20 protein-coding genes are annotated in these 18,464 nt (G+C 45.8%); 8 read left to right on the forward strand and 12 right to left on the reverse strand.

Translation table 11 applies throughout. The annotated features are described in order from the left end of the window. Positions 1-337: 337 nt before the first annotated feature. Complete coding sequence (locus tag NYE43_RS20030) at positions 338-583, forward strand: GlsB/YeaQ/YmgE family stress response membrane protein (RefSeq protein WP_010332356.1); 246 nt, start codon at positions 338-340, stop codon at positions 581-583. Positions 584-645: 62 nt separating this feature from the next. On the opposite strand, the gene galT is transcribed toward NYE43_RS20030, so the two are convergent. From galT to NYE43_RS20050, 4 genes are all read right to left on the reverse strand, one after another. Beyond that, positions 646-2,187 (reverse strand): UDP-glucose--hexose-1-phosphate uridylyltransferase, encoded by a 1,542-nt coding sequence (galT, locus tag NYE43_RS20035; protein ID WP_095712736.1) that lies wholly within the window; start codon positions 2,185-2,187, stop codon positions 646-648. Positions 2,188-2,190: 3 nt separating this feature from the next. Further along, positions 2,191-3,363 carry a galactokinase gene (locus NYE43_RS20040; RefSeq protein ID WP_216393991.1) on the reverse strand — a complete coding sequence of 391 codons (1,173 nt, stop codon included), beginning with the start codon at positions 3,361-3,363 and terminating at the stop codon, positions 2,191-2,193. Positions 3,364-3,445: 82 nt separating this feature from the next. Then, complete coding sequence (locus NYE43_RS20045) at positions 3,446-3,829, reverse strand: GtrA family protein (protein ID WP_024123295.1); 384 nt, start codon at positions 3,827-3,829, stop codon at positions 3,446-3,448. 17 nt (positions 3,830-3,846) lie between these two features. Next, positions 3,847-4,518, reverse strand: a complete 672-nt coding sequence (locus NYE43_RS20050; RefSeq protein WP_095712734.1) for a TetR/AcrR family transcriptional regulator — start codon at positions 4,516-4,518, stop codon at positions 3,847-3,849. A 353-nt stretch (positions 4,519-4,871) separates the two neighbouring features. Between NYE43_RS20050 and slrA the strand changes: the two genes are divergently transcribed. The 3 genes from slrA to NYE43_RS20065 all read left to right on the forward strand — a co-directional run bounded on the left by slrA (position 4,872) and on the right by NYE43_RS20065 (position 7,318). After that, entirely contained in the window at positions 4,872-5,030 is a 159-nt protein-coding gene (gene slrA, locus NYE43_RS20055) for a transcriptional regulator SlrA (RefSeq protein ID WP_024123297.1), read from the forward strand. 435 nt (positions 5,031-5,465) lie between these two features. Further along, a complete protein-coding gene (locus NYE43_RS20060) occupies positions 5,466-5,780 on the forward strand; it encodes a DUF485 domain-containing protein (RefSeq protein WP_024123298.1) in 315 nt (104 codons plus the stop codon). Next, positions 5,777-7,318 carry a solute symporter family protein gene (locus NYE43_RS20065; protein WP_341062514.1) on the forward strand — a complete coding sequence of 514 codons (1,542 nt, stop codon included), beginning with the start codon at positions 5,777-5,779 and terminating at the stop codon, positions 7,316-7,318. Before NYE43_RS20060 ends, NYE43_RS20065 begins: the two co-directional genes overlap by 4 nt. Positions 7,319-7,362: 44 nt before the next feature. Here NYE43_RS20065 and NYE43_RS20070 read toward each other — a convergent pair whose 3' ends face one another. From NYE43_RS20070 to cidR, 7 genes are all read right to left on the reverse strand, one after another. Beyond that, on the reverse strand, positions 7,363-7,965 hold the full coding sequence (locus NYE43_RS20070; RefSeq protein ID WP_341062515.1) for a DsbA family oxidoreductase: 603 nt from the start codon (positions 7,963-7,965) through the stop codon (positions 7,363-7,365). Between the two features lie 88 nt (positions 7,966-8,053). After that, positions 8,054-9,304, reverse strand: coding sequence for an iron uptake transporter deferrochelatase/peroxidase subunit (gene efeB / locus NYE43_RS20075; protein ID WP_216393992.1), 1,251 nt, complete (start codon positions 9,302-9,304; stop codon positions 8,054-8,056). Positions 9,305-9,322: 18 nt separating this feature from the next. Beyond that, a complete protein-coding gene (gene efeO / locus NYE43_RS20080) occupies positions 9,323-10,480 on the reverse strand; it encodes an iron uptake system protein EfeO (protein WP_095712730.1) in 1,158 nt (385 codons plus the stop codon). After that, positions 10,477-11,922 (reverse strand): FTR1 family protein, encoded by a 1,446-nt coding sequence (locus NYE43_RS20085; RefSeq protein ID WP_339234767.1) that lies wholly within the window; start codon positions 11,920-11,922, stop codon positions 10,477-10,479. The genes efeO and NYE43_RS20085 overlap by 4 nt, the downstream gene beginning before the upstream one ends. A 154-nt stretch (positions 11,923-12,076) precedes the next feature. Continuing rightward, on the reverse strand, positions 12,077-12,745 hold the full coding sequence (thiE, locus tag NYE43_RS20090) for a thiamine phosphate synthase (RefSeq protein WP_283912689.1): 669 nt from the start codon (positions 12,743-12,745) through the stop codon (positions 12,077-12,079). Then, positions 12,742-13,560, reverse strand: coding sequence for a hydroxyethylthiazole kinase (gene thiM, locus NYE43_RS20095; RefSeq protein WP_341062518.1), 819 nt, complete (start codon positions 13,558-13,560; stop codon positions 12,742-12,744). Before thiM ends, thiE begins: the two co-directional genes overlap by 4 nt. Positions 13,561-13,567: 7 nt before the next feature. Further along, a complete protein-coding gene (cidR, locus tag NYE43_RS20100) occupies positions 13,568-14,476 on the reverse strand; it encodes a cidABC operon transcriptional activator CidR (protein WP_095712727.1) in 909 nt (302 codons plus the stop codon). 105 nt (positions 14,477-14,581) lie between these two features. Here cidR and NYE43_RS20105 point away from each other — a divergent pair, with 105 nt between their 5' ends. The 4 genes from NYE43_RS20105 (at position 14,582) to NYE43_RS20120 (ending at position 17,169) form a co-directional block, all read left to right on the forward strand. Continuing rightward, complete coding sequence (locus NYE43_RS20105; protein ID WP_015714922.1) at positions 14,582-14,968, forward strand: CidA/LrgA family holin-like protein; 387 nt, start codon at positions 14,582-14,584, stop codon at positions 14,966-14,968. Continuing rightward, complete coding sequence (locus NYE43_RS20110) at positions 14,950-15,627, forward strand: CidB/LrgB family autolysis modulator (protein WP_024123308.1); 678 nt, start codon at positions 14,950-14,952, stop codon at positions 15,625-15,627. The genes NYE43_RS20105 and NYE43_RS20110 overlap by 19 nt, the downstream gene beginning before the upstream one ends. A gap of 107 nt (positions 15,628-15,734) precedes the next feature. Further along, on the forward strand, positions 15,735-16,937 hold the full coding sequence (locus NYE43_RS20115; protein WP_024123309.1) for an MFS transporter: 1,203 nt from the start codon (positions 15,735-15,737) through the stop codon (positions 16,935-16,937). Between the two features lie 34 nt (positions 16,938-16,971). Further along, a complete protein-coding gene (locus NYE43_RS20120; RefSeq protein WP_010332373.1) occupies positions 16,972-17,169 on the forward strand; it encodes a YwbE family protein in 198 nt (65 codons plus the stop codon). 34 nt (positions 17,170-17,203) lie between these two features. Here the strand turns inward: NYE43_RS20120 and NYE43_RS20125 are convergent, their stop codons facing one another. Continuing rightward, positions 17,204-18,391 (reverse strand): class I SAM-dependent rRNA methyltransferase, encoded by a 1,188-nt coding sequence (locus NYE43_RS20125; protein ID WP_341062519.1) that lies wholly within the window; start codon positions 18,389-18,391, stop codon positions 17,204-17,206. Positions 18,392-18,464 lie beyond the last annotated feature (73 nt).

The following is an 18,464-nucleotide window of genomic DNA, read 5'->3' on the forward strand; positions in this document are numbered from 1 at the left end:
TAAGATGAAAAGTTTCTAGTTATTTCCGCATATAAGTAAAGAAAGATGATGAAGAACTAATTCTACTGACAAATAAAGGTTTACCACAATAAAAAACCAAGGTCAATCAAAAATTTCATTTTGTTAAACATTCTACAAGGGAATTAATTTTTCCTTGCCTAGCATCTTTTCACACGATTACCATTTTAACGCAACCAATATTGAAAGAAAAGGCTGAATAGAGCGGCGATATGCTCTGAACTGATCCCGCTTTTTTATTAGCACATTCAATTGTTTATCTTATACAAAAAGGAGGAATGATATAAGCAAATAAATTTAAAATAGGATGTGTTGCATGATGAGTTTCATAATTTCACTTATCGTCGCTATTATTATCGGATGGGTTGGCAGCCTGTTTGTAAAAGGAGATATGCCCGGAGGAATTATCGGGTCGATGATCGCAGGTCTTATCGGTGCCTGGATCGGCCACGGGCTGCTTGGAACATGGGGACCGCACCTTGCCGGATTTGCCATTATCCCGGCGATTATCGGTTCAGCCATTGTTGTATTTCTAGTAAGCCTCTTAGCAAGAAAAAGAGGATAAGAGCAAAAGAGCCCAAAGCGTCACGTTTTGGGCTCTTTTTTCAATAGTAAAAAGCCTCTCCCTTAACGGTTGAGGCTTTTTACTTGTTTGACGCCTAAACAATGGATAAACCTTTTGAAGGCCTGTTTTCCTTCGGGTGTCTGTTTAAATACGCCGGCATGTTCAAGAATGCGTGCGAATACATGGCCAAGCTCTTCTTTTATAACCTGTTCCGCATTCCCTTTTGTTATGGTTCTTCTTTCCATCAGACGAAGAGCCCAATCCTTATGTTTAGCCGTCAGCTCATTTTCTTCTAATGCTGTTTTCGGATCAGCAGAGCACAGGGACGCTGCCGTTGCTTTCATTTCTTCCTGTAAACGGCCCGGCAAAATCGCTAAGCCCATAACCTCAATCAGGCCGATATTTTCTTTTTTAATATGATGAACCTCCTGATGAGGATGGAAGATTCCTAATGGATGCTCCTCATCCGTCCGATTGTTTCTCAGCACGATGTCGAGTTCATATGAGCCTCCCCTGCGTCTTGCAATCGGTGTGACCGTATTATGTGGCGTATCACCTGTGAAGGCGGCTATGCCGGCTTTTTCATCTGAATATTGCTGCCATGCACGGAATATATGGTCCGCTGCGTCAGCGACAATATGCGGATCGTCTCCCTGAAGCCTGAGCACAGACATCGGCCATTTCACTAAGCCCAGTGACAAGCCGGGATAACTGGTCAATTCATATCTGTCCGTCATTTCGGCACGCGCCATCGGAAAATCGTGCGCCCCGCCTTGAAAATGGTCGTGGCTTAGAATGCTGCCTCCGACAATCGGCAGGTCTGCGTTTGATCCGATAAAATAATGCGGATATTGCCCGAGGAATGAGAGCAGTCTTTCAAACGTCTTTTTGCTGATCTCCATCGGTTCATGCTCACCCTTTAAAACGATGCAATGCTCCGGATAATACACGTATGGCGAGAACTGCAAATACCATTGCTCGTCTCTGAGAATAACAGGAATAATTCTGTGATTCTGCCGGGCCGGATGGTTCACACTTCCCTCAAAGCCGACATTTTCCTTACAAAGCACACACGGCGGATAATCCGTCTGCGTCTGTTCTTTGGCAGCCGCAATCGCCTTCGGGTCCTTTTCAGGCTTTGACAGGTTAATTGTCATTTCCAGCTCGCCATATTCGGTCGGCACCGTCCAATGAACGTTTTTGGCGATTCTGTCAGACCTGATATAATAGACATCCTCTGCATACTGATAAAACTCTTTTGTCGCCTGTTTCGGTCCGTATAACGCCTTTGTTTCTTCAAACTTGCGGATGACCTCAGACGGAGGCGGGACAAAACAGCCCATCAGCTTTGCACTGAGCAAATCTCGATAGGTGTCTGTATTTGCTTCTATACGGCCGGTTTCTGCCGCCCACTTGTAAATGGGAGAAAGCAAGTCAGGAAGACGCTTGCTCTGCTTAATGAGTGTGCTTGAGACCGGCTGGGGATGTTTGATGTCCAGCGCTTCATAAAGTCGGTTTCTCGTGTATTCCTGATCCCAAATCGATATCAGTTTTCGTTCCAGCCCATACTCGATCAGCTGTTCCAGATGTTCAAAAATGCTCATGTGTCACTCCCCCTTTAGTTCTCTCGCTCCTTCACCAATATCAGCGACATAAAAATCCGCTTTGAGTCCTGTTTTTTCTTGATATTTGTCTCCAACCTTTTGGATAAAGTCATCAACAAAATCATCCTTTACAATACTGATCGTGCAGCCGCCGAAACCCGCTCCCGTCATTCTTGAGCCGATCACTCCTTCTTGCTCCCACGCTGCAAATACGAGCTCATCGAGTTCCGGGCATGTCACCTCGTAATCATCCTTCAATGAAAGGTGGGATTCCTTCATTAACCGCCCGATTTCCTGAATATTGTTTTCTTTAAACATGTCGGCGGTCTTGATGGCACGGTGGTTTTCATATACGGCGTGCTTTGCGCGGCGTCTGTTCGTTTCATTTTGGATCAGGCCAGAGTGGGCGTCGAAGTCAGAAGGCTTGATGTCGCCAAGTGATGTAATGTCGAGCTCCTTTTGCAGATCCAGCAACGCGTCACTGCACTCTTGACGTCTCGCATTATAGCTTGAGTCCGCCAATGTCCTTTTTTTGTTCGTGTTCGCAATAACCAGCGCAAGCCCGGAGACATCGAGTTTGCTATATTCATAGTCCAGCGTATCGCAGTTCAGAAGCATCGCATGATGTTCTTTCCCCATTCCGATTGCGAATTGATCCATAATTCCGCAATTGACACCGATAAATGTGTTTTCCGCATGCTGCGCCATTTTGACAAGCTCCAGCGCATCGAGTTGAGGATGAAAATAGCTTTGGAGCACGACCGCCATCAGCAGCTCAATGGAAGCGGAAGATGAAAGCCCTGCCCCGTTTGGAATATTCCCTGAAAACACGATGTCAAAGCCATGCGGAATCGAATAACCCCTTTGCTGAAATTCATATATGACGCCTTTCGGATAATTGGCCCAGTCATCTTCTTTTTGAAAACGGATGCCGTCAAGATTGCATTCCTTTATGCCGGCTTCCTGAAAGTTGTCCGAATACAATCTGACCAGCCCGTCTTTTCTTTCTGCAACAGCAGCATATGTACCCATGGTCAGCGCGCACGGAAACACGTGCCCGCCGTTATAATCCGTATGTTCTCCAATCAGATTCACTCTTCCCGGTGCGAAAAAAAACCGTAATCCCTCTTTCTCTCCGAATACACTTGCAAATATCCCCTTCAATTCTTCCCGCATGTGCATCACCTTTCATGGTTTTTATTTTTTGTTTCCCGGTCTTTCTGTAACGAAAACGGAAGATCATATGCTGCCGCCCTTGTCATACCCCTTCTTCTTTTGTCTTTTTAAAGACGAGCCATTTGCTTGCGACATAGTTGACGACAACAATCACCGCATTGTCGAGTATTTTGGCTAGCGTTTCATTTGTATGGAACTGTCCGACAAGGATGATCATCATGCCAAGGTCTATGCCGAGAGACAGCACCCGAACGCTGAAAAAGGCAGTGAGCTCTTTCAGCAGGCTTTGCAGGTCATCTGTCTTCTGCTGAAACACATATACTTTATTTGTGATGTAAGCAAACAGAACAGACAAAATCCAAGCGGCTACTGTAGCAGCTTTATAATCCACATTCATGATCTCTACCAATATATAAAAGCTGGCGATATTCACGATTGTCGTGAAAACTCCCATAATGATATACATAATCATTTCTCTATACTTCACTGATGTTCCTCGCTTTCTGAAAAACTTTTCAAATTTCTTAGCTTTGCGTATTCGCGGTTAAAAGTAACAAAAACGGAAAGCGCGTCAAAAAAGCTGCGGAATGTGGCCGGATGGCCCAATACACGCGATTGTTTGATGATTCCGTCAAGCACCGCACATATTATTTTAGCCGTATATACAGGATCAATACTGTCGTCAACCAGCTTTCTCTCCTTCAGCCAATGAATATATGAAGTATTTTCTTCCACCCACAATTCGTATAGCCCTACATAAGCCTTGCATTTTTGGACAGCTTTAAAGGTCGGCATATTCATTGCAAACGAGGTGATGTCCCATGATGGTTTATTTTTGTAGTAAGAAAACAGCAGCTCTGCGGCATGTTTTGCAGCCTCATGCAGCGTCAGCGGTTTCGCAGATGTCCGCTCGATTTCATCCAGGTAGCCGATGATAATCTGTTTTTTCATTTGATGATTTTCGAAGATATGCTGCAGGAAGTCTTCCATGTTGTCAAAATGAACATAAAATGCGCCTTTACTGTACCCGGCAGCTCTGCTGATTTCTTCCACAGACACAGGGTCATACGCTCGGTCAATCAATAAATTCAGGCCAGCCTCTATAAATTTTTCAAATGTTTGCTCTCTTTTAATTTGAAATTTGTTTTTTTTCATATTTTTCTCCAGCCGGTATGATTACCCTTATCTTACACCGGATCAATCTTTTGCGGTATTTATTTCTTTCCAGAGGTATGCTATTCGGTTGTTAAGGGGTCATATTTAATAGGCAATAGGATTTATTTTCATTTACATACTATCCAGTCAGTATTTAATTGTTTATTATTATAAATAAGGTCCATTGGTTATATTAGTCATTTTTTTAGGGAATAGGTAGGTGATTTTTCCTTCAGTTTGTGAACACCGAGCAACTATGTGTGAAATTTGTTGTACTCGCCTCATCATCGCACCGGCTTGCCTTTTATTGCCAGGATGTTGCAGGAAAACATTTTATACAATTGGAGGTTACTATGAAAACTCAAGTTAAAAAAGATTTGGACAAAGATTGGCATTTGTTGATTCAAGAAGCTAGATCCATTGGGTTAGGCATTCATGATGTGAGGCAGTTTTTAGAATCTGAAACAGCGATGAGGAAAACCAATCACAAAAAAACCGTCCGCCAAGACTAATCCGGACAGGCGGATCTTTTACCTCTGGCTTTTCTATCATCTGATCTGAGTTTTCACCATTTCCTCTATTCGATAGCTTATATACTGCGCCGATTTTGAGGACAAACGGTGTTTCAGCCTAAAATATGACAGACAGCTGGTGATGCGGTCACCTCTTGGCACATGCATTGTCATAAAGAGGTGATGCGAACATGAAACCGGACTTTAGAAAAAGAGCAGCTTTGCAAGGCTGCATTTGGTGAGGTTTTGAAAGCAAACTTGTTAATATACAGCAGCTGGAAAACCTTCGCCCGTTTTATACCCCCGCGTTCTTATCTTCACGTTTCCTGCTTTTTTCGTCCACTTTATGATCCTGAAGAATAAATCAGACTTTCTGTACATACCTATTGGTGTACCTTTATGCTTATTTTTCAGCAGAATAAAAGGAGGAAAGCCATGTACAGATCGCAAGCTGATTACCAAAAGATTGCTGGGTCTCCATCTTTTCAAGCCTTTTTGAAGCAGAAACGGGCCTTTATTGTTCCAACTGCGATTTTCTTTTTTGTCTTTTATTTTTCACTCCCTGTTTTAACGTCTTATTTCACCTTTTTGAATACTCCGGCAGTTGGTGCTGTTTCATGGGCTTGGCTGTTTGCTATCGCTCAATTCGCTATGACGTGGACACTCTGTACGGTGTATTCCCGAAAGGCAGCTCGTTACGACCAATTTGTAAACGCTTTAAAAGAAGAGCTGAAGGGTGAACAGACATGAACCTGACAGCGTTTCTGTTATTTTTAGCGATTGTCGGACTGACGCTTGTGATTACGTATTTTGCAGCGAAACAAACGAAAACGACGAGTGAGTTTTATACGGCCGGCGGCGGGCTCACCGGTGTTCAGAATGGACTGGCAATTGCCGGCGACTACATGTCTGCCGCGTCGTTCCTCGGCATTGCCGGAATGATTGCGTTATATGGGTTCGACGGATTTTTTTACAGCATCGGTTTTCTTGTCGCTTATCTCGTTGTCCTCTATATCGTGGCGGAGCCGCTTCGGAATCTCGGAAAGTATACGATGGCGGACATGATTGCGGCGCGTTTTAAAGAAAAGAAGATCCGCGGTGTCGCCGCTCTCAATACCATCGCCATCTCTACCTTTTATATGATCGCTCAGCTCGTGGGGGCAGGGGCGCTGATTAAACTGCTGCTTGGGCTCGATTATACCGCGGCCGTTCTGATTGTCGGAGTGCTCATGACCATTTATGTCGTGTTCGGCGGAATGATCGCGACGAGCTGGGTTCAGATTATCAAAGCCGTTTTGCTGATGGCCGGCACCCTCGTCATCTCCATCATCGTTTTTTCTAAATTTGGTTTTAACCTTAATACAATGTTTGAGCAAATGAAAACCGCTACCCCGCTTGGCGCTGATTTTTTAAATCCAGGGAACAAATACAAGGTCCCGCTTGAAACCCTGTCGCTGAATTTGGCACTTGTGCTGGGGACCGCCGGCCTTCCGCATATCTTAATTCGCTTTTATACAGTTAAGGATGCCAAAACTGCCCGGGCATCAGTCGTTTCAGCAACATGGATCATCGGTGTGTTTTACATTATGACAGTATTTCTCGGATTTGGTGCAGCAGCGTTTGTCGGTTTTGACACGATTACAGCGGCCGATCCAGCAGGAAACATGGCGGCGCCGCTTCTGGCAAAAGCACTCGGAGGAGATTTCCTGTTCGCGTTTGTATCAGCCATCGCCTTTGCCACGATTTTGGCAGTGGTGACAGGCTTGGTGCTGTCTGCCGCTTCAGCGTTTGCCCATGATATCTACAGCCAGATTATCAGAAAAGGAGAAGCAACTGAGAAAGAACAGATGAAAGCGGCCAGATGGGCATCTGTCGCCGTATCAGTGCTGTCTATCATTCTTGCGATTTTTGCTCAATCCTTAAATGTCGCCTTTCTTGTCGCATTGGCATTTGCCGTTGCCGCCAGCGCAAACCTTCCGCTGATTGTGTTTACTGTGTTTTGGAAAAGATTCAATGCCTCAGGCGCATTATGGGGCAGCCTGACTGGGCTGATCAGTGCACTTGTCCTCGTGTCGATGAGCCCGAGTGTGTGGGGCCCGGCCGGAGGTGCTATTTTTGTAGGCGAGCCGCTTATCCCGCTGTCTAATCCGGGCATCATTTCGATTCCGCTCGGTTTCCTCGGTGCGTGGCTTGGAACGCTTCTGTCTTCTGATAAAACGGCTAGTGAAGATACATTTGCGGAAATTCAGGTGAAGGCGCATACGGGAATTCATATGGATCAGGATTAAAAAAAGCTCTCTAAACAGATTTTTGTTTAGAGAGCTTTCTTAGGTTACGTTTTCTGTTGTTCCTGAGAAATCGCGTTTTCAAATACTTCCTTGCCGGCTGCTCCTGGAATCACGGTGTCGCCGATGACAAAGGTTGGTACGGCTGTAATGTCAGCTTCTTCATAGGCGTGCTTCAGAGCTTGCCGCTGCACGTCGTGATATGTTCTTCCTTCCAGCGCAGCTTTGAATAATGCTCCGTCTAAGCCAACTTCCTCCGCCAGCTTCGTCAAGATATCAATCTCCCCGATGTTTTGGCCCTCTTGGAAAAATGCTGCAAATACACGGGTATTGTACTCATGTCCTTTGTTGTATTTTTTGGCAAAGTGAAAGCCTTCAAAAGCCAAGTCTGTATATGGGTGAGGCGAGACGTTTGGAAATTTGATATCGACTCCCAATTTCTCCGCCATCGGTCTGATCGAGGTTTGCCACATATACTTCTTGGAAGGGTCGTTTACAGGATCAAGCTGCGGTGAAGGACTTGGACGCAATTCAAACGGCATCCACTCGACTTCAACATCCTTTCCTTTTATCGCCTCTTCAAAAGCGGCTTTTCCAATGAAACAAAATGGGCACACGTAATCTAAATAAACTTTTATCTGTACTGTCATGATTGTCTCCTTTCGTATAGGTTGATTTTAAATTGTAACAATAAAAGTTACAACTGTTTTTTAAAAAAGAAGCCCGCATGGCTCCCTTTTACGATTCAAGCAACCGCTGAGCGATATATTCTCCTTTTTTACACCCGCCGGGAATTGCATATAAAGCAGAACCAATCGTTTGCGTATATTCATTTAACGCATCCTTTGCCGAAAGTGCCTTCAGCATGGGAATGAACTGATTGTCGGGATTTTTTTGAAAGCTGATAAACAGGAGACCTGCATCCATATAACCGGTTTTGGAGTCAATGCCTTCTGTGTAAGAAAAGGCTCTTCGCAAAATTTGTTTCCCCGTAGATTTCGCAAGGCTGACGTGCGAATTTGACGGGATTTGATTCAGCTTGACAGGGTCTGTTTCTTTTTTTTGGCCAAAAGGTGCCCCTGAGCTTTTTCTGCGGCCGAAAGTATCCTCTTGATCTTTCAGGGAAGAGCGGTCCCAAATTTCAAGGAACATTTTGATTTTCCGAAAAGCCATATAAGTTCCGCCGGTCATCCAGTCAGGCTCGCCGGACTGAATCCACACGATCGAATTCATCAAGGTGTCATCCTTGGTGCTTTGGTTTCCTGTTCCATCTTTAAACCCAAATAGATTGCGCGGCGTTTCTCCTTTTTTGCCTCCGCTTAAAAAGCCTTTGTTTATCAGGCGGACTTCACAGGTGCCCACCGCTTGATTCAATAGGTTTCGCAGCGCGTGAAACGCCACCTGTTCATCATCTGCGCATACTTGGATGCAGATGTCTCCGCCTCCCTGCTTCGCATCGAGATTGTCATTCGGCATAGCCGGAAGGGCAGCAAGGTGTTTCGGTTTCTTGCTTTTCAGTCCGAAACGATCCTTCCCATCTTTTTCGAAAAAGTCAGGCCCGAAGCCAAATGTAACCGTTAAGTTGGAAGGCGGTAAATCAGCCGATTCACCTGTATCCTGCGGCGGCAGGTATTGATTTTTCTGTTCGCTCGACATTTTTTTGCCTGACGTCAGCATGTGTGTCAGGCTGGTCCAGTTTCTGAATAACGTGATGATATCGCTTTTCTCCTTCGCCGTCACATCAAGCGCGGCAAAATACACGTACGTCTGATGGGCAGTAGTGATTCCGGCCTGATGCTTTCCGTAAAATGGCACAATCTGGTCATCCTCTTTTTCGTCCTTCTTCGATGACTTAGCCGCGGTCTGAACAAGCGGAGCGAGACCGCCGAGGCCGCTGGCGCCAATCGCCACGGCCGCCCCAGCCATCGCTCCCCATTTTAAAATGTCCCGTCTGTGAATTTGTTCTGGCTTTTTCTGTTCATCGCTCATGCTGTTACAAAACTCCTTTTATAGCACATTCGCAATCTTCGACATGGTTTCAGAAAGAGTCGTCAGCTTTGTGCTCAGCTCTCTGATTTGATCTTCACTTAATTTATCATAAGACGTATAGGCCTGATCATTCGTTTTGTATTTTGCCATTAAAACTTCAAATTCGCTGAATTCGGTATCCAGCTTTTCCGTCAGATCAGAGTGGTCTTTTACGAGCGCGCTTTTCACAGTTTGATACACAGCCTCGGAGCCTTCAACATTTGCCATAAGATCGACTAAATCGATTCGTGAGTAGCGCTCCTCTTCACCCGTAATTTTAGAAATACCTGCTTCGTTCAGAAGCTCCATCGCGCCAGCCACAATTTGTTCAGGCGTTAATGTCAATGATTCAATCGAACCGTCAAGCTCTTTCACATCCTTGACAAGCTGGTCAGCCGTTGCCTTTTCCCCGGAAATATGTTTATCCTTCCAAATGGCTTTCTCAAGCTTGTGGAACCCTGTCCATTTGTCCCCTTCTTCTACATCGTTTTCACGGGCATCAATTTTCGGATCAAGATCTCCAAGGCTTTCCGCAATCGGTTCAATTCTCTCGTAATAGACGCGCGCTTTCGCATATAACGTCTTTGATTTTTCAATATCGCCGGCCTTCACGGCAGCTGTAAATGCTTCAGTCGCCTTCACAAGCTGATCGCTCTGCTCTTTGACGTAATCTTTATATTCATCTGCCGCTTTTGCCAGCTGATCGCTTGCCTTTTTGCTGCTCTTCTTCGCTTCTGTCAGCTCTTCTAAGGACGCTTTCAGTGACTCGGATTCTGTCTTAATTTTGTCTGTATCCGGTTTGGCTTTTTGCGCCTCTGTATAGATAGGCTGAAGGTGCTTTTCGATTTCTGTGTATTCGAACGGATAGTCGCTGCGAATATCATTTTCAAAAGAAAGCCAGTAGCTGTTTAATTCTTTCCCCTTCTTTTGAATCTCTTTTTGATCGGCTTTTTCTGCTGATTCATTCAGCTCGGAAATCATGTTCTCCATTTTATCAACGGAAGCTGCGATCTCTTTGCTTACTCCGCTTTTATCAGATGAAGCTTTTTCTTTAGTTGACGAAGTGTCATTGGCTCCGCATCCCGCACACAGTGCAAGGATGCATCCGGCTGTTACAGCAATCTTTGTGATATTCATTTTGTCAGTTCCTTTCCGTTTGTATAATGTTTTGCCGCTTCTGAGATAAGCGCAATCAGTAAAAATAGCAAAATCAGTAATTGCGGAATCGTACTGTACACGGACGGATAAATTCCGAGAACGGACACAGACGGCAGCCAGCTTTCTGCGTCAGACGGAAGAATCCCCGCGAGCTGCAGGCTGTGGACGCCTGTTCCGAGAAATTTCACGCACATATACAGGACAACCGCCATTGACAGCAGAAAAAACGGCTTCAATGGAATGCGCATTCCGAGCTTCATCATAAGAACACCGACGATGACGAGAACGACAAGCCCCGCGGCTGTCCCGCCGATCAGCTCAGTGAGAGAGAGCTTTCCAACAAGGCCGATGAAAAAGATGACTGTTTCGAGCCCTTCCCTCACGACTGCCAGAAATGCAATGAGCGCAAAGGACAGCAGGCTTCGTTTTTTCAGTGCCTGTGATTTCTGGATATTGATTTTTTCTCTCCACCTGTCCATCGAGGCGTTTCTATGCAGCCACACCCCGACATACAAAAGCATGACAGCGGACAGCAAGCCGGTGATTCCGCCTAGCAAGAAATTGTTTTCTCCGAATACATTCGAGGAGAACAGGAGGGTGACGCCGATTCCGGCTGCTAAGGAAACGAACATGCCGGCTGACGCGCCGCCCCAGATCCATGCAGAAGAACGGGTGACACGGGCTTTTTTTGTCATGGTCAAAAGCGCCCCGATGACAAGCAGCGCCTCCATCCCTTCTCGAATTGGGATCAATGCCGCGTCCCACCAGCTGTAGCTGCTCGAAGCAATCGGCTCAAGCAATTGAATCATTTCGTCAATTTGTTTTATTACCTGCTTGGGATGGCTGTCGATTTCAGCCTTCATGAGTGCCAGATTTTCCTCCGATGTGGTATACGCTTCTTTGGATTGGGATACGACGTCTCCTTCTACGGCCAGCCAAGATGTGATTAAGTTGTCGATAGCGGCTGACGCTTCACCCATCTGTTTTTTTTCTATCAATTGTTTTGTGTCTTTTAAGCTTTGAATATAGGCTGTTAAGGACGTCCTTGATTGACCCGAGGATGCCTTCTTCAGTACAACAGCCTGCTGGTAGGTTTCTAAGTGAGAAGAAAGCTCTTCAAGCTGTGTTTCGAGTTTGTTCGCGTCTTGATTAATGAAAGAAAGAGAAATCATAGCGATATTCGAGTCCATTTTGCTGTGGGATGAAAGGTTTTCCTTCTTAATAGATGGTTCTTCCTTTTTCCACGACGATTTGAAGGTCTCAAATGTTTGCTGTGCGGAATCTATATCTCCGTCTCGTACAGATTTGATCATTTGCTTGTTTAATTCAAGCAGGGAAGCAATCGGATCATTTTCCGCATGCACCGCCGAACCGAAAAACATCAACAAGCTGAGTAATATAAGTGTCAGCCCCCGAGCCATCATGTTCCTCCTATAATTGAAAATGATTATCATTGTATATCATAATCATAGCCAGTTCCCGATCTTTGTCAATGAAAATTTGAAGGTCTGAAAACCTTGGCGGAACAGCAAAAAGGCTGCCCTTTACAGGACAGCCTTTTGAAGGCAAATCGGGTTATCTGCCGGTCTTATATGTGTGAATAACATCGTAAAATTTGCGTGCGGCTTCTTCCGGATCTTCCGTCAGACTGATAGCACTGATCATACTGACACCATCAGCCCCCGCTTCGATGACGGGAGCGGCATTTTCTATTGTGATGCCGCCGATGCCGACAATTGGGATGCTGATGCCTTGACGTCTCACCGCTTCAATCAGAGACACACCCTGCACAGCTCTTGTATCCTTTTTTGTTTCCGTCGGATAGATCGGACCAAGACCGACATAATCTGCTCCATCCTCCTCGGCTTGCTTCACCTCAGACATCGTATGGGCGGACACGCCAAGGATCATATCGCCAATGGCGTCACGTACTTCTTTTGCTTTCGCATCCTCTTGGCCGATGTGCACACCGTCTGCCTTCAGCTTCAGTGCCAGCTCCACATCATCATTGACAATGAAAGGGACTCCGGCTTCACGGCATGCCGCCTGAACCTTTGCGGCGAAGTCAATCCGTTCCTCCCCTGTCAGTGCGCCTTCGCCCTTTTCGCGAAACTGGTACAGAGTGGAACCGCCTTTTAATGCGTTTTGTACAACTGCCAGAGGATCGGCTTTCGTATTGTTTGAACCCATAATAAAGTAAACAGATAATAGCTCTTTCATCATTTCCCGAGAAATACGTGTCATGAGACTGTCACCCTTTCTATTGTCGCTAACTCTGATACATCTTGTTCAGAGACAGAAGACAGCTTATTCAGCAATTCAATCTGAAAACTCCCCGGACCTTTGTCAGCTGTCTGCTGCGCGGCAAGCTGTGCCGCAACACCATATGAGGAAATCGCAGCGATGGCAGCGTATAACGGATTTTTTTCCACTGCACAAAACGCACCGACAACTGAAGTCAGAAGACATCCGGCGCCTGTCACCTTCGTCAGCAGTTTGTGGCCGTTATGAAGAGTGTATACGTTAGATGCGTCGGCAATTACGTCGACTTCCCCAGTAATCGCAATGACCGTGTTCAGTTTTTGCGCCGCCTGTTGAGCCAGACGGATGATGTCGCCTCCGCCTTCACCGGCATCGACTCCTTTGATCATCCAATCCGAAACACCGACGGTATGTGCAATTTCCGCGGCATTTCCCCTGATTGCAGAGAGGCGCACCTCACGAATCATCTCACGTGCCGATTCAGTGCGGAACGGTGTCGCTCCAGCCCCCACGGGATCAAGAATGACGGGTACGCCATGTTCATTCGCTGATTTACCCGCAATGATCATAGCTTCGACGGTTTCTTTGCTTAGCGTTCCGATATTTAAAACGAGCGCACCCGCGATTTTCGCCATGTCGGCGACCTCTTCCTTCGCATAAGCCATTACGGGTGATGCACCGAGGGCGAGCAGGCCGTTCGCTGTAAAATTTGTCACAACATTGTTTGTTATACTGTGCACCAGAGGGCTATGCTTCCGGACGGCTGTTAGACGTTTTGCTGCTGATTGTGCATCCATATTAGCATCATCCTTTACTCTCTCTTTTTTTCGAATCCCATAAATACGATTTCGTATGTTCAAGCCAAGCTCTTGCCGCAAAGGACAAATAGCGGTCCTTTCTCCATATAATCGCAAGATGCCAAGGGATGACCGGATCGACAAGCGGGATGACTTTGACCTTTTCCGGGTCAAGGCCGCGGCATATGCGTTCCGGCAAAAGTCCGATCCCCAGGTTGGCTGACACCATCTCACTGATAAAATCCCATTGTGAGGTTTCGTAAATGATATGGGGTCGGAATCCGGCCTTGATACATTCCATCATAATTCGATTGTGGAGAACAAAATCCTCCCTGAAGAAAATAAAAGGCTCTTCCTTCAAATCCTGTAATCGGCTCTCTTTCTCACCCGCCAGCCGGTGGGAAGGGTGTACGACAAGCATTAATGTTTCTTTTACGATCGTAAATGAATGAAAAATGTCTTCGTTTGCGGGGAGAACAACAACACCGATGTCAAGAGAACCGTCCCCAACGCCTTCTTGGACTTTGATAGAGCCGTCCTCAACAAGCTGAAAGGTCACATTCGGATAATTTTCCCGAAAATCGCCGAGCACTCTCGGGAAAAAACCTGAGCCGATCATCGGCGGCAGTCCGATTCGCACATGCCCCTTCTTGACCTCCATAATATCATTTAACTCGGATGTCAGGTTTTGAAATGATTTAATGATTTCCTGCGCCTGCACATACATGCTATGGCCGGCGTCCGTCAGCTCCACCTGTCTGCCGTTTCGGTAAAAAAGCTCGATCCCAAGCTCTGCTTCTAAATTTTTGATCATTTTCGATATCGTCGGCTGGGAAACATAAAGTGATTGGGACGCCTTCGTAAAACTTTTCAGACGGGCGACCTCCAAAAAATATGTTAAATGGCGGATGTCCATTTGTTTCACCCTTTCTATAGACAAAAGGAATACTTATTATGCTTAATATATATTTTACCTATAGCGTAACCTCATGTACAATATGAATATAAGGGAGGCATCAAAATGAAAAAACTGTTGCTTACCGTTATTCAAATCGCTCTGTTATTTATATTCGCTCGGCTGATCAATTGGGTGACAGCCCTTCTTCATATAAATATTCCCGGCAGTATAATTGGGATTGTGATTCTTTTCACATTATTACACTTTAACATCATCAAGCTTGAATGGATAGAGCTTGGCGCGGCGTGGCTTCTTGGGGAGCTGCTTTTATTTTTTATCCCGTCTGCCGTCGGAGTGATTGAATACGGAGACATTATGTCAAAATTCGGTGTCAGCATTTTGCTTGTTGTCATCATCAGCACGTTTGTCGTGATGGTGTCCACAGGAACGCTTACACAAATCATTGCGAAAAGAAAGGAGAAAAAACATACGTGTTCATCGGAATTGTAAGTTTGTTATTAACGGTTTTGGTGTATTTAGGAGCAAAAAAAGTATATTCTCGTTTTCCGCGAGTCTATACGTCGCCGCTATTGGTGACGCCCGCTGTGTTAGTCGGTCTGCTGCTGCTGGTGAATGTCCCGTACGAGACATATAATCTTGGCGGTGAAGTGCTGACCGATATGCTTCAGCCGGCTACCGTGGCATTTGCGATCCCGCTTTATAAATATTTCCCTGTTTTAAAGAAATACGCAGTGGAAATTATTTTGAACGTCGCCTTCGGCTCATGCATCGCGATTATTTCTACAGCTCTTATTGCGAAATGGCTTCACCTCGGAACTGGCTTGATTGACAGCCTCGTTCCAAGATCAGTGACAACGCCGATCGCCATGAACGTATCTGAAATGATCGGCGGAATGCCTGCGGTCACAGCCATATTTGTCATTTTGACTGCATTGTTCGGCACCGTCATCGGCCCGATGGTCATCCGCTATTTCCGCATTGATAACGAAATTGCGCGGGGCGTGCTGCTCGGCACAAGCGCACATGGAGCGGGCACATCCAAAGCATTTGAGCTTAGCTCAGTGTCCGGCACGATTTCCAGCGTGTCAATGATCCTTGCGGCGATTATGACGCTTTGCGCGGCGCCGTTTTTAATTTCATTTATGTAGGAAGAAAAAACTGTCCTGGCAAGGGCAGTTTTTTTGTGTCTCCTTCCATTGAAAAGCTGCAAAATTACAATATAATGTAATTTGTGGATACCAAAGGAGGCACCCCCATGCATAACTTGCAGGTGAAACGGCACTACGCAGCATTAAAAGGATTTTATTTGTTTGCTTTCCTGGGCACAGGCAGTATCATTCCGCTGCTCAGCATGTATTTAACAAAGGAACAGCATTTAAGCGGCTCACAAGTCGGCTTGATTATGTCACTCGGCCCGATTGTGATGATCTTTTTCCAGCCGTTTTGGGGTATGCTGAGTGATTATACGCAAAAAACAAAAAGCCTGCTTGCGGTTTGTACATCAGTAACAGGTGTCATCGGGCTCGGCTACATCGCATTTGACGGCTTTCCCCTGTTTATTCTGATTGCGGCCTGTTTTGCAGCCTTTCAGAGCACAATCATTCCATTGTCAGACAGCATTTCTTTACGCTACACACAACAAACAAACGGAAACTACGGCGGAATCCGCCTATTTGGTTCTCTCGGCTTCGGCATTGCGGTGTTTGTCATGGGACAGGTGACGAATCAGTTGTACCCCATTCACGTCATCTTTATCTTTGGCTGTGCCTTTCTGTGCATGGCAGCCATATTGGCCTCACAGATGCCGGGCCAGCAGAAAACAAAAACAAAGATCAATATCCGCAAAGGGTTCCGGGAGCTGGTCAGCAACAAAACTTTCCTCATCTTTATGATCATCACCTTTACGACATTTGCACCAAATTTAGCGAACAATACATACTTCAGTCTGTTTCTCGACAAAAGCGGCGCGTCTCTTTCCGCCATTGGCCTTTTATTTTTTATCGGAGTGATCTCAGAAATTCCGTTTATGAGGTTTGCGCAGAAATTCATAGATAAAATGGGATTGCTCAATGTCATCATACTGTCCGGCGGGGTTTCATTATTCAGATGGACGCTTTACTTCACAGAGCCTTCGTTATGGATCATTTATGCGACGGTATGTCTCCAAGGCGTTTCTATTGGTTTATTTATTCCGGCGGCGCTGCAATACGTCAAAAAGATTACCCCAAGCCATGTGGAGGCGACAGCGCTAACCATGTACGCCGCCATCGGCAACGGATTCGGCAACTGGTTCTGTACGTTTGTTGGCGGATACATTTTTGACTACGTTTCCATCTTCGCGGTCTATCTGCTCTTCGCCATTCTCAGCATAGCGGGCGCAGGGCTGACATTATATTTAATAAAAGCAGAAAAAAATAAACATACGCTTCATCAGCCGGCTGTTACTTTTAAACCATAACGACTATAATGAATAAAAAGGAAGGAAGTGTGCTATGAACGGGCAAGAGCGGAGCAGCATTTCTAAAGGATTACAGGTTGATATTGTCTTGAAAGCGGATCAAAAAACAGGAAAACTGACGCGAGGCACAGTGAAGGATATTTTGACGAAATCAAGCTATCACCCGCACGGCATTAAAGTCCGTCTGGAAGATGGCCGTATCGGACGCGTCCAGCAAATCATTTCTACATAAAAAGCTGCCCTGCACCGGGGCAGCTTTTTTCTTTTTATTTTTTCTGCAGAAAGACAACCTTTAAGTAATTGCCTTCCGGATATGCTGACATCGTTTTAAAGTCCTCCGGCAATGTAAATTCCTCTATGATCGTATAGCGTTCATTTGTTTCTTTGAACGCGGCATCGATAAAGCCTTTGAATTTCTTCATTCCGAAGGCGCTGCTGTTTGTAGAGGCGACAATGATGCCCTTGTCGGCTGTAATGGCGATCGTTTCCTTCAGCAGATTTTTATAATCCTTGGCCGCGCTGAAGGTGCGTTTTTTTGTGCGGGCAAAGGATGGCGGGTCGAGAACAATCAGATCAAAGCGCATATCCTTTTTCGCCGCATATGAGAAGTATTTAAAAACATCCATCACTTTAATATCGTGCGCCTCGTAATCCAGCTTGTTCACGCTGAATTGCTCGATCGTTTTGGCCAGGCTTCGATTTGCCACGTCCACGCTTGTTGTTTTCTCCGCTCCGCCTAACGCTGCCGCCACTGAGAACGCACCCGTATAAGAAAACGTGTTTAAGACGTTTTTTCCATTGGCATAGCGGTCTCTGATCGCTTTGCGCACATGTCTTTGATCTAAAAAGATGCCTGTCATGGCGCCTTCGTTTAAATCAACCGCGTATTGTATCCCGTTTTCTTGAATGATGATCGGGAACTCGCCTCTTTCTCCCTTCACGAAGTCATCATCCTCGACATACTGTCCAGCCGTATCGAAGCGTTTCTTTTCGTAAATCGCTTTATATCCAATATCCAGTTCATCCAGAGCGGTAATGAGCGTTTCTTTAAAGGTGTAAATGCCTTTGCTGTACCATTGGAGCAGCAGGTATCCGTCATAATAATCAACAGTGACGCCGCCGATGCCGTCGCCCTCACCATTGAAGAGGCGGAAAGCCGTTGTATCAGGCGCCGCGAAAAGACTTGCACGCGCTTGTACCGCTTTTGTTAATTTGCTGAGGAAGAATGTTTGGTCGATATGTTCATTTTTATTGCGTGTGAGCGTCCAGCCGACCCCTTTGTTTTGCAGGCCGTAATAGCCCCTTGCGAGAAACTCGCCGCTTTCAGACACGACATCAACGAGGTCGCCTTCTTTGACGTGCCCCGCACTGCCGGTGAGAGCTTCCTTTTCGATGAGCGGATAGCCTTTTTTGATTTTTGCAGCATGTGCTTGCTTTAGGGTGAGTAGCTTCATATATGTTCGTCCTCTTTCTGTTTGCTTTTTCTTATCGTACCACAAAACGCCAAGATGTCTTCATTGACAGAAA

The organism is Bacillus sp. FSL R5-0434 (assembly GCF_038004745.1).
In the GTDB taxonomy this organism is placed as follows: Bacteria; Bacillota; Bacilli; order Bacillales; family Bacillaceae; genus Bacillus; species Bacillus halotolerans.

What these genes read in the sequence shown, in the direction of transcription:
- NYE43_RS20030 (WP_010332356.1), top strand. Translation starts at nt 338, where the DNA reads ATGAGTTTCATAATTTCACTTATCGTCGCTATTATTATCGGATGGGTT.
- galT (WP_095712736.1), bottom strand. Translation starts at nt 2,187, where the DNA reads ATGAGCATTTTTGAACATCTGGAACAGCTGATCGAGTATGGGCTGGAA.
- NYE43_RS20040 (WP_216393991.1), bottom strand. Translation starts at nt 3,363, where the DNA reads ATGCGGGAAGAATTGAAGGGGATATTTGCAAGTGTATTCGGAGAGAAA.
- NYE43_RS20045 (WP_024123295.1), bottom strand. Translation starts at nt 3,829, where the DNA reads ATGTATATCATTATGGGAGTTTTCACGACAATCGTGAATATCGCCAGC.
- NYE43_RS20050 (WP_095712734.1), bottom strand. Translation starts at nt 4,518, where the DNA reads ATGAAAAAAAACAAATTTCAAATTAAAAGAGAGCAAACATTTGAAAAA.
- slrA (WP_024123297.1), top strand. Translation starts at nt 4,872, where the DNA reads ATGAAAACTCAAGTTAAAAAAGATTTGGACAAAGATTGGCATTTGTTG.
- NYE43_RS20060 (WP_024123298.1), top strand. Translation starts at nt 5,466, where the DNA reads ATGTACAGATCGCAAGCTGATTACCAAAAGATTGCTGGGTCTCCATCT.
- NYE43_RS20065 (WP_341062514.1), top strand. Translation starts at nt 5,777, where the DNA reads ATGAACCTGACAGCGTTTCTGTTATTTTTAGCGATTGTCGGACTGACG.
- NYE43_RS20070 (WP_341062515.1), bottom strand. Translation starts at nt 7,965, where the DNA reads ATGACAGTACAGATAAAAGTTTATTTAGATTACGTGTGCCCATTTTGT.
- efeB (WP_216393992.1), bottom strand. Translation starts at nt 9,304, where the DNA reads ATGAGCGATGAACAGAAAAAGCCAGAACAAATTCACAGACGGGACATT.
- efeO (WP_095712730.1), bottom strand. Translation starts at nt 10,480, where the DNA reads ATGAATATCACAAAGATTGCTGTAACAGCCGGATGCATCCTTGCACTG.
- NYE43_RS20085 (WP_339234767.1), bottom strand. Translation starts at nt 11,922, where the DNA reads ATGGCTCGGGGGCTGACACTTATATTACTCAGCTTGTTGATGTTTTTC.
- thiE (WP_283912689.1), bottom strand. Translation starts at nt 12,745, where the DNA reads ATGACACGTATTTCTCGGGAAATGATGAAAGAGCTATTATCTGTTTAC.
- thiM (WP_341062518.1), bottom strand. Translation starts at nt 13,560, where the DNA reads ATGGATGCACAATCAGCAGCAAAACGTCTAACAGCCGTCCGGAAGCAT.
- cidR (WP_095712727.1), bottom strand. Translation starts at nt 14,476, where the DNA reads ATGGACATCCGCCATTTAACATATTTTTTGGAGGTCGCCCGTCTGAAA.
- NYE43_RS20105 (WP_015714922.1), top strand. Translation starts at nt 14,582, where the DNA reads ATGAAAAAACTGTTGCTTACCGTTATTCAAATCGCTCTGTTATTTATA.
- NYE43_RS20115 (WP_024123309.1), top strand. Translation starts at nt 15,735, where the DNA reads ATGCATAACTTGCAGGTGAAACGGCACTACGCAGCATTAAAAGGATTT.
- NYE43_RS20120 (WP_010332373.1), top strand. Translation starts at nt 16,972, where the DNA reads ATGAACGGGCAAGAGCGGAGCAGCATTTCTAAAGGATTACAGGTTGAT.
- NYE43_RS20125 (WP_341062519.1), bottom strand. Translation starts at nt 18,391, where the DNA reads ATGAAGCTACTCACCCTAAAGCAAGCACATGCTGCAAAAATCAAAAAA.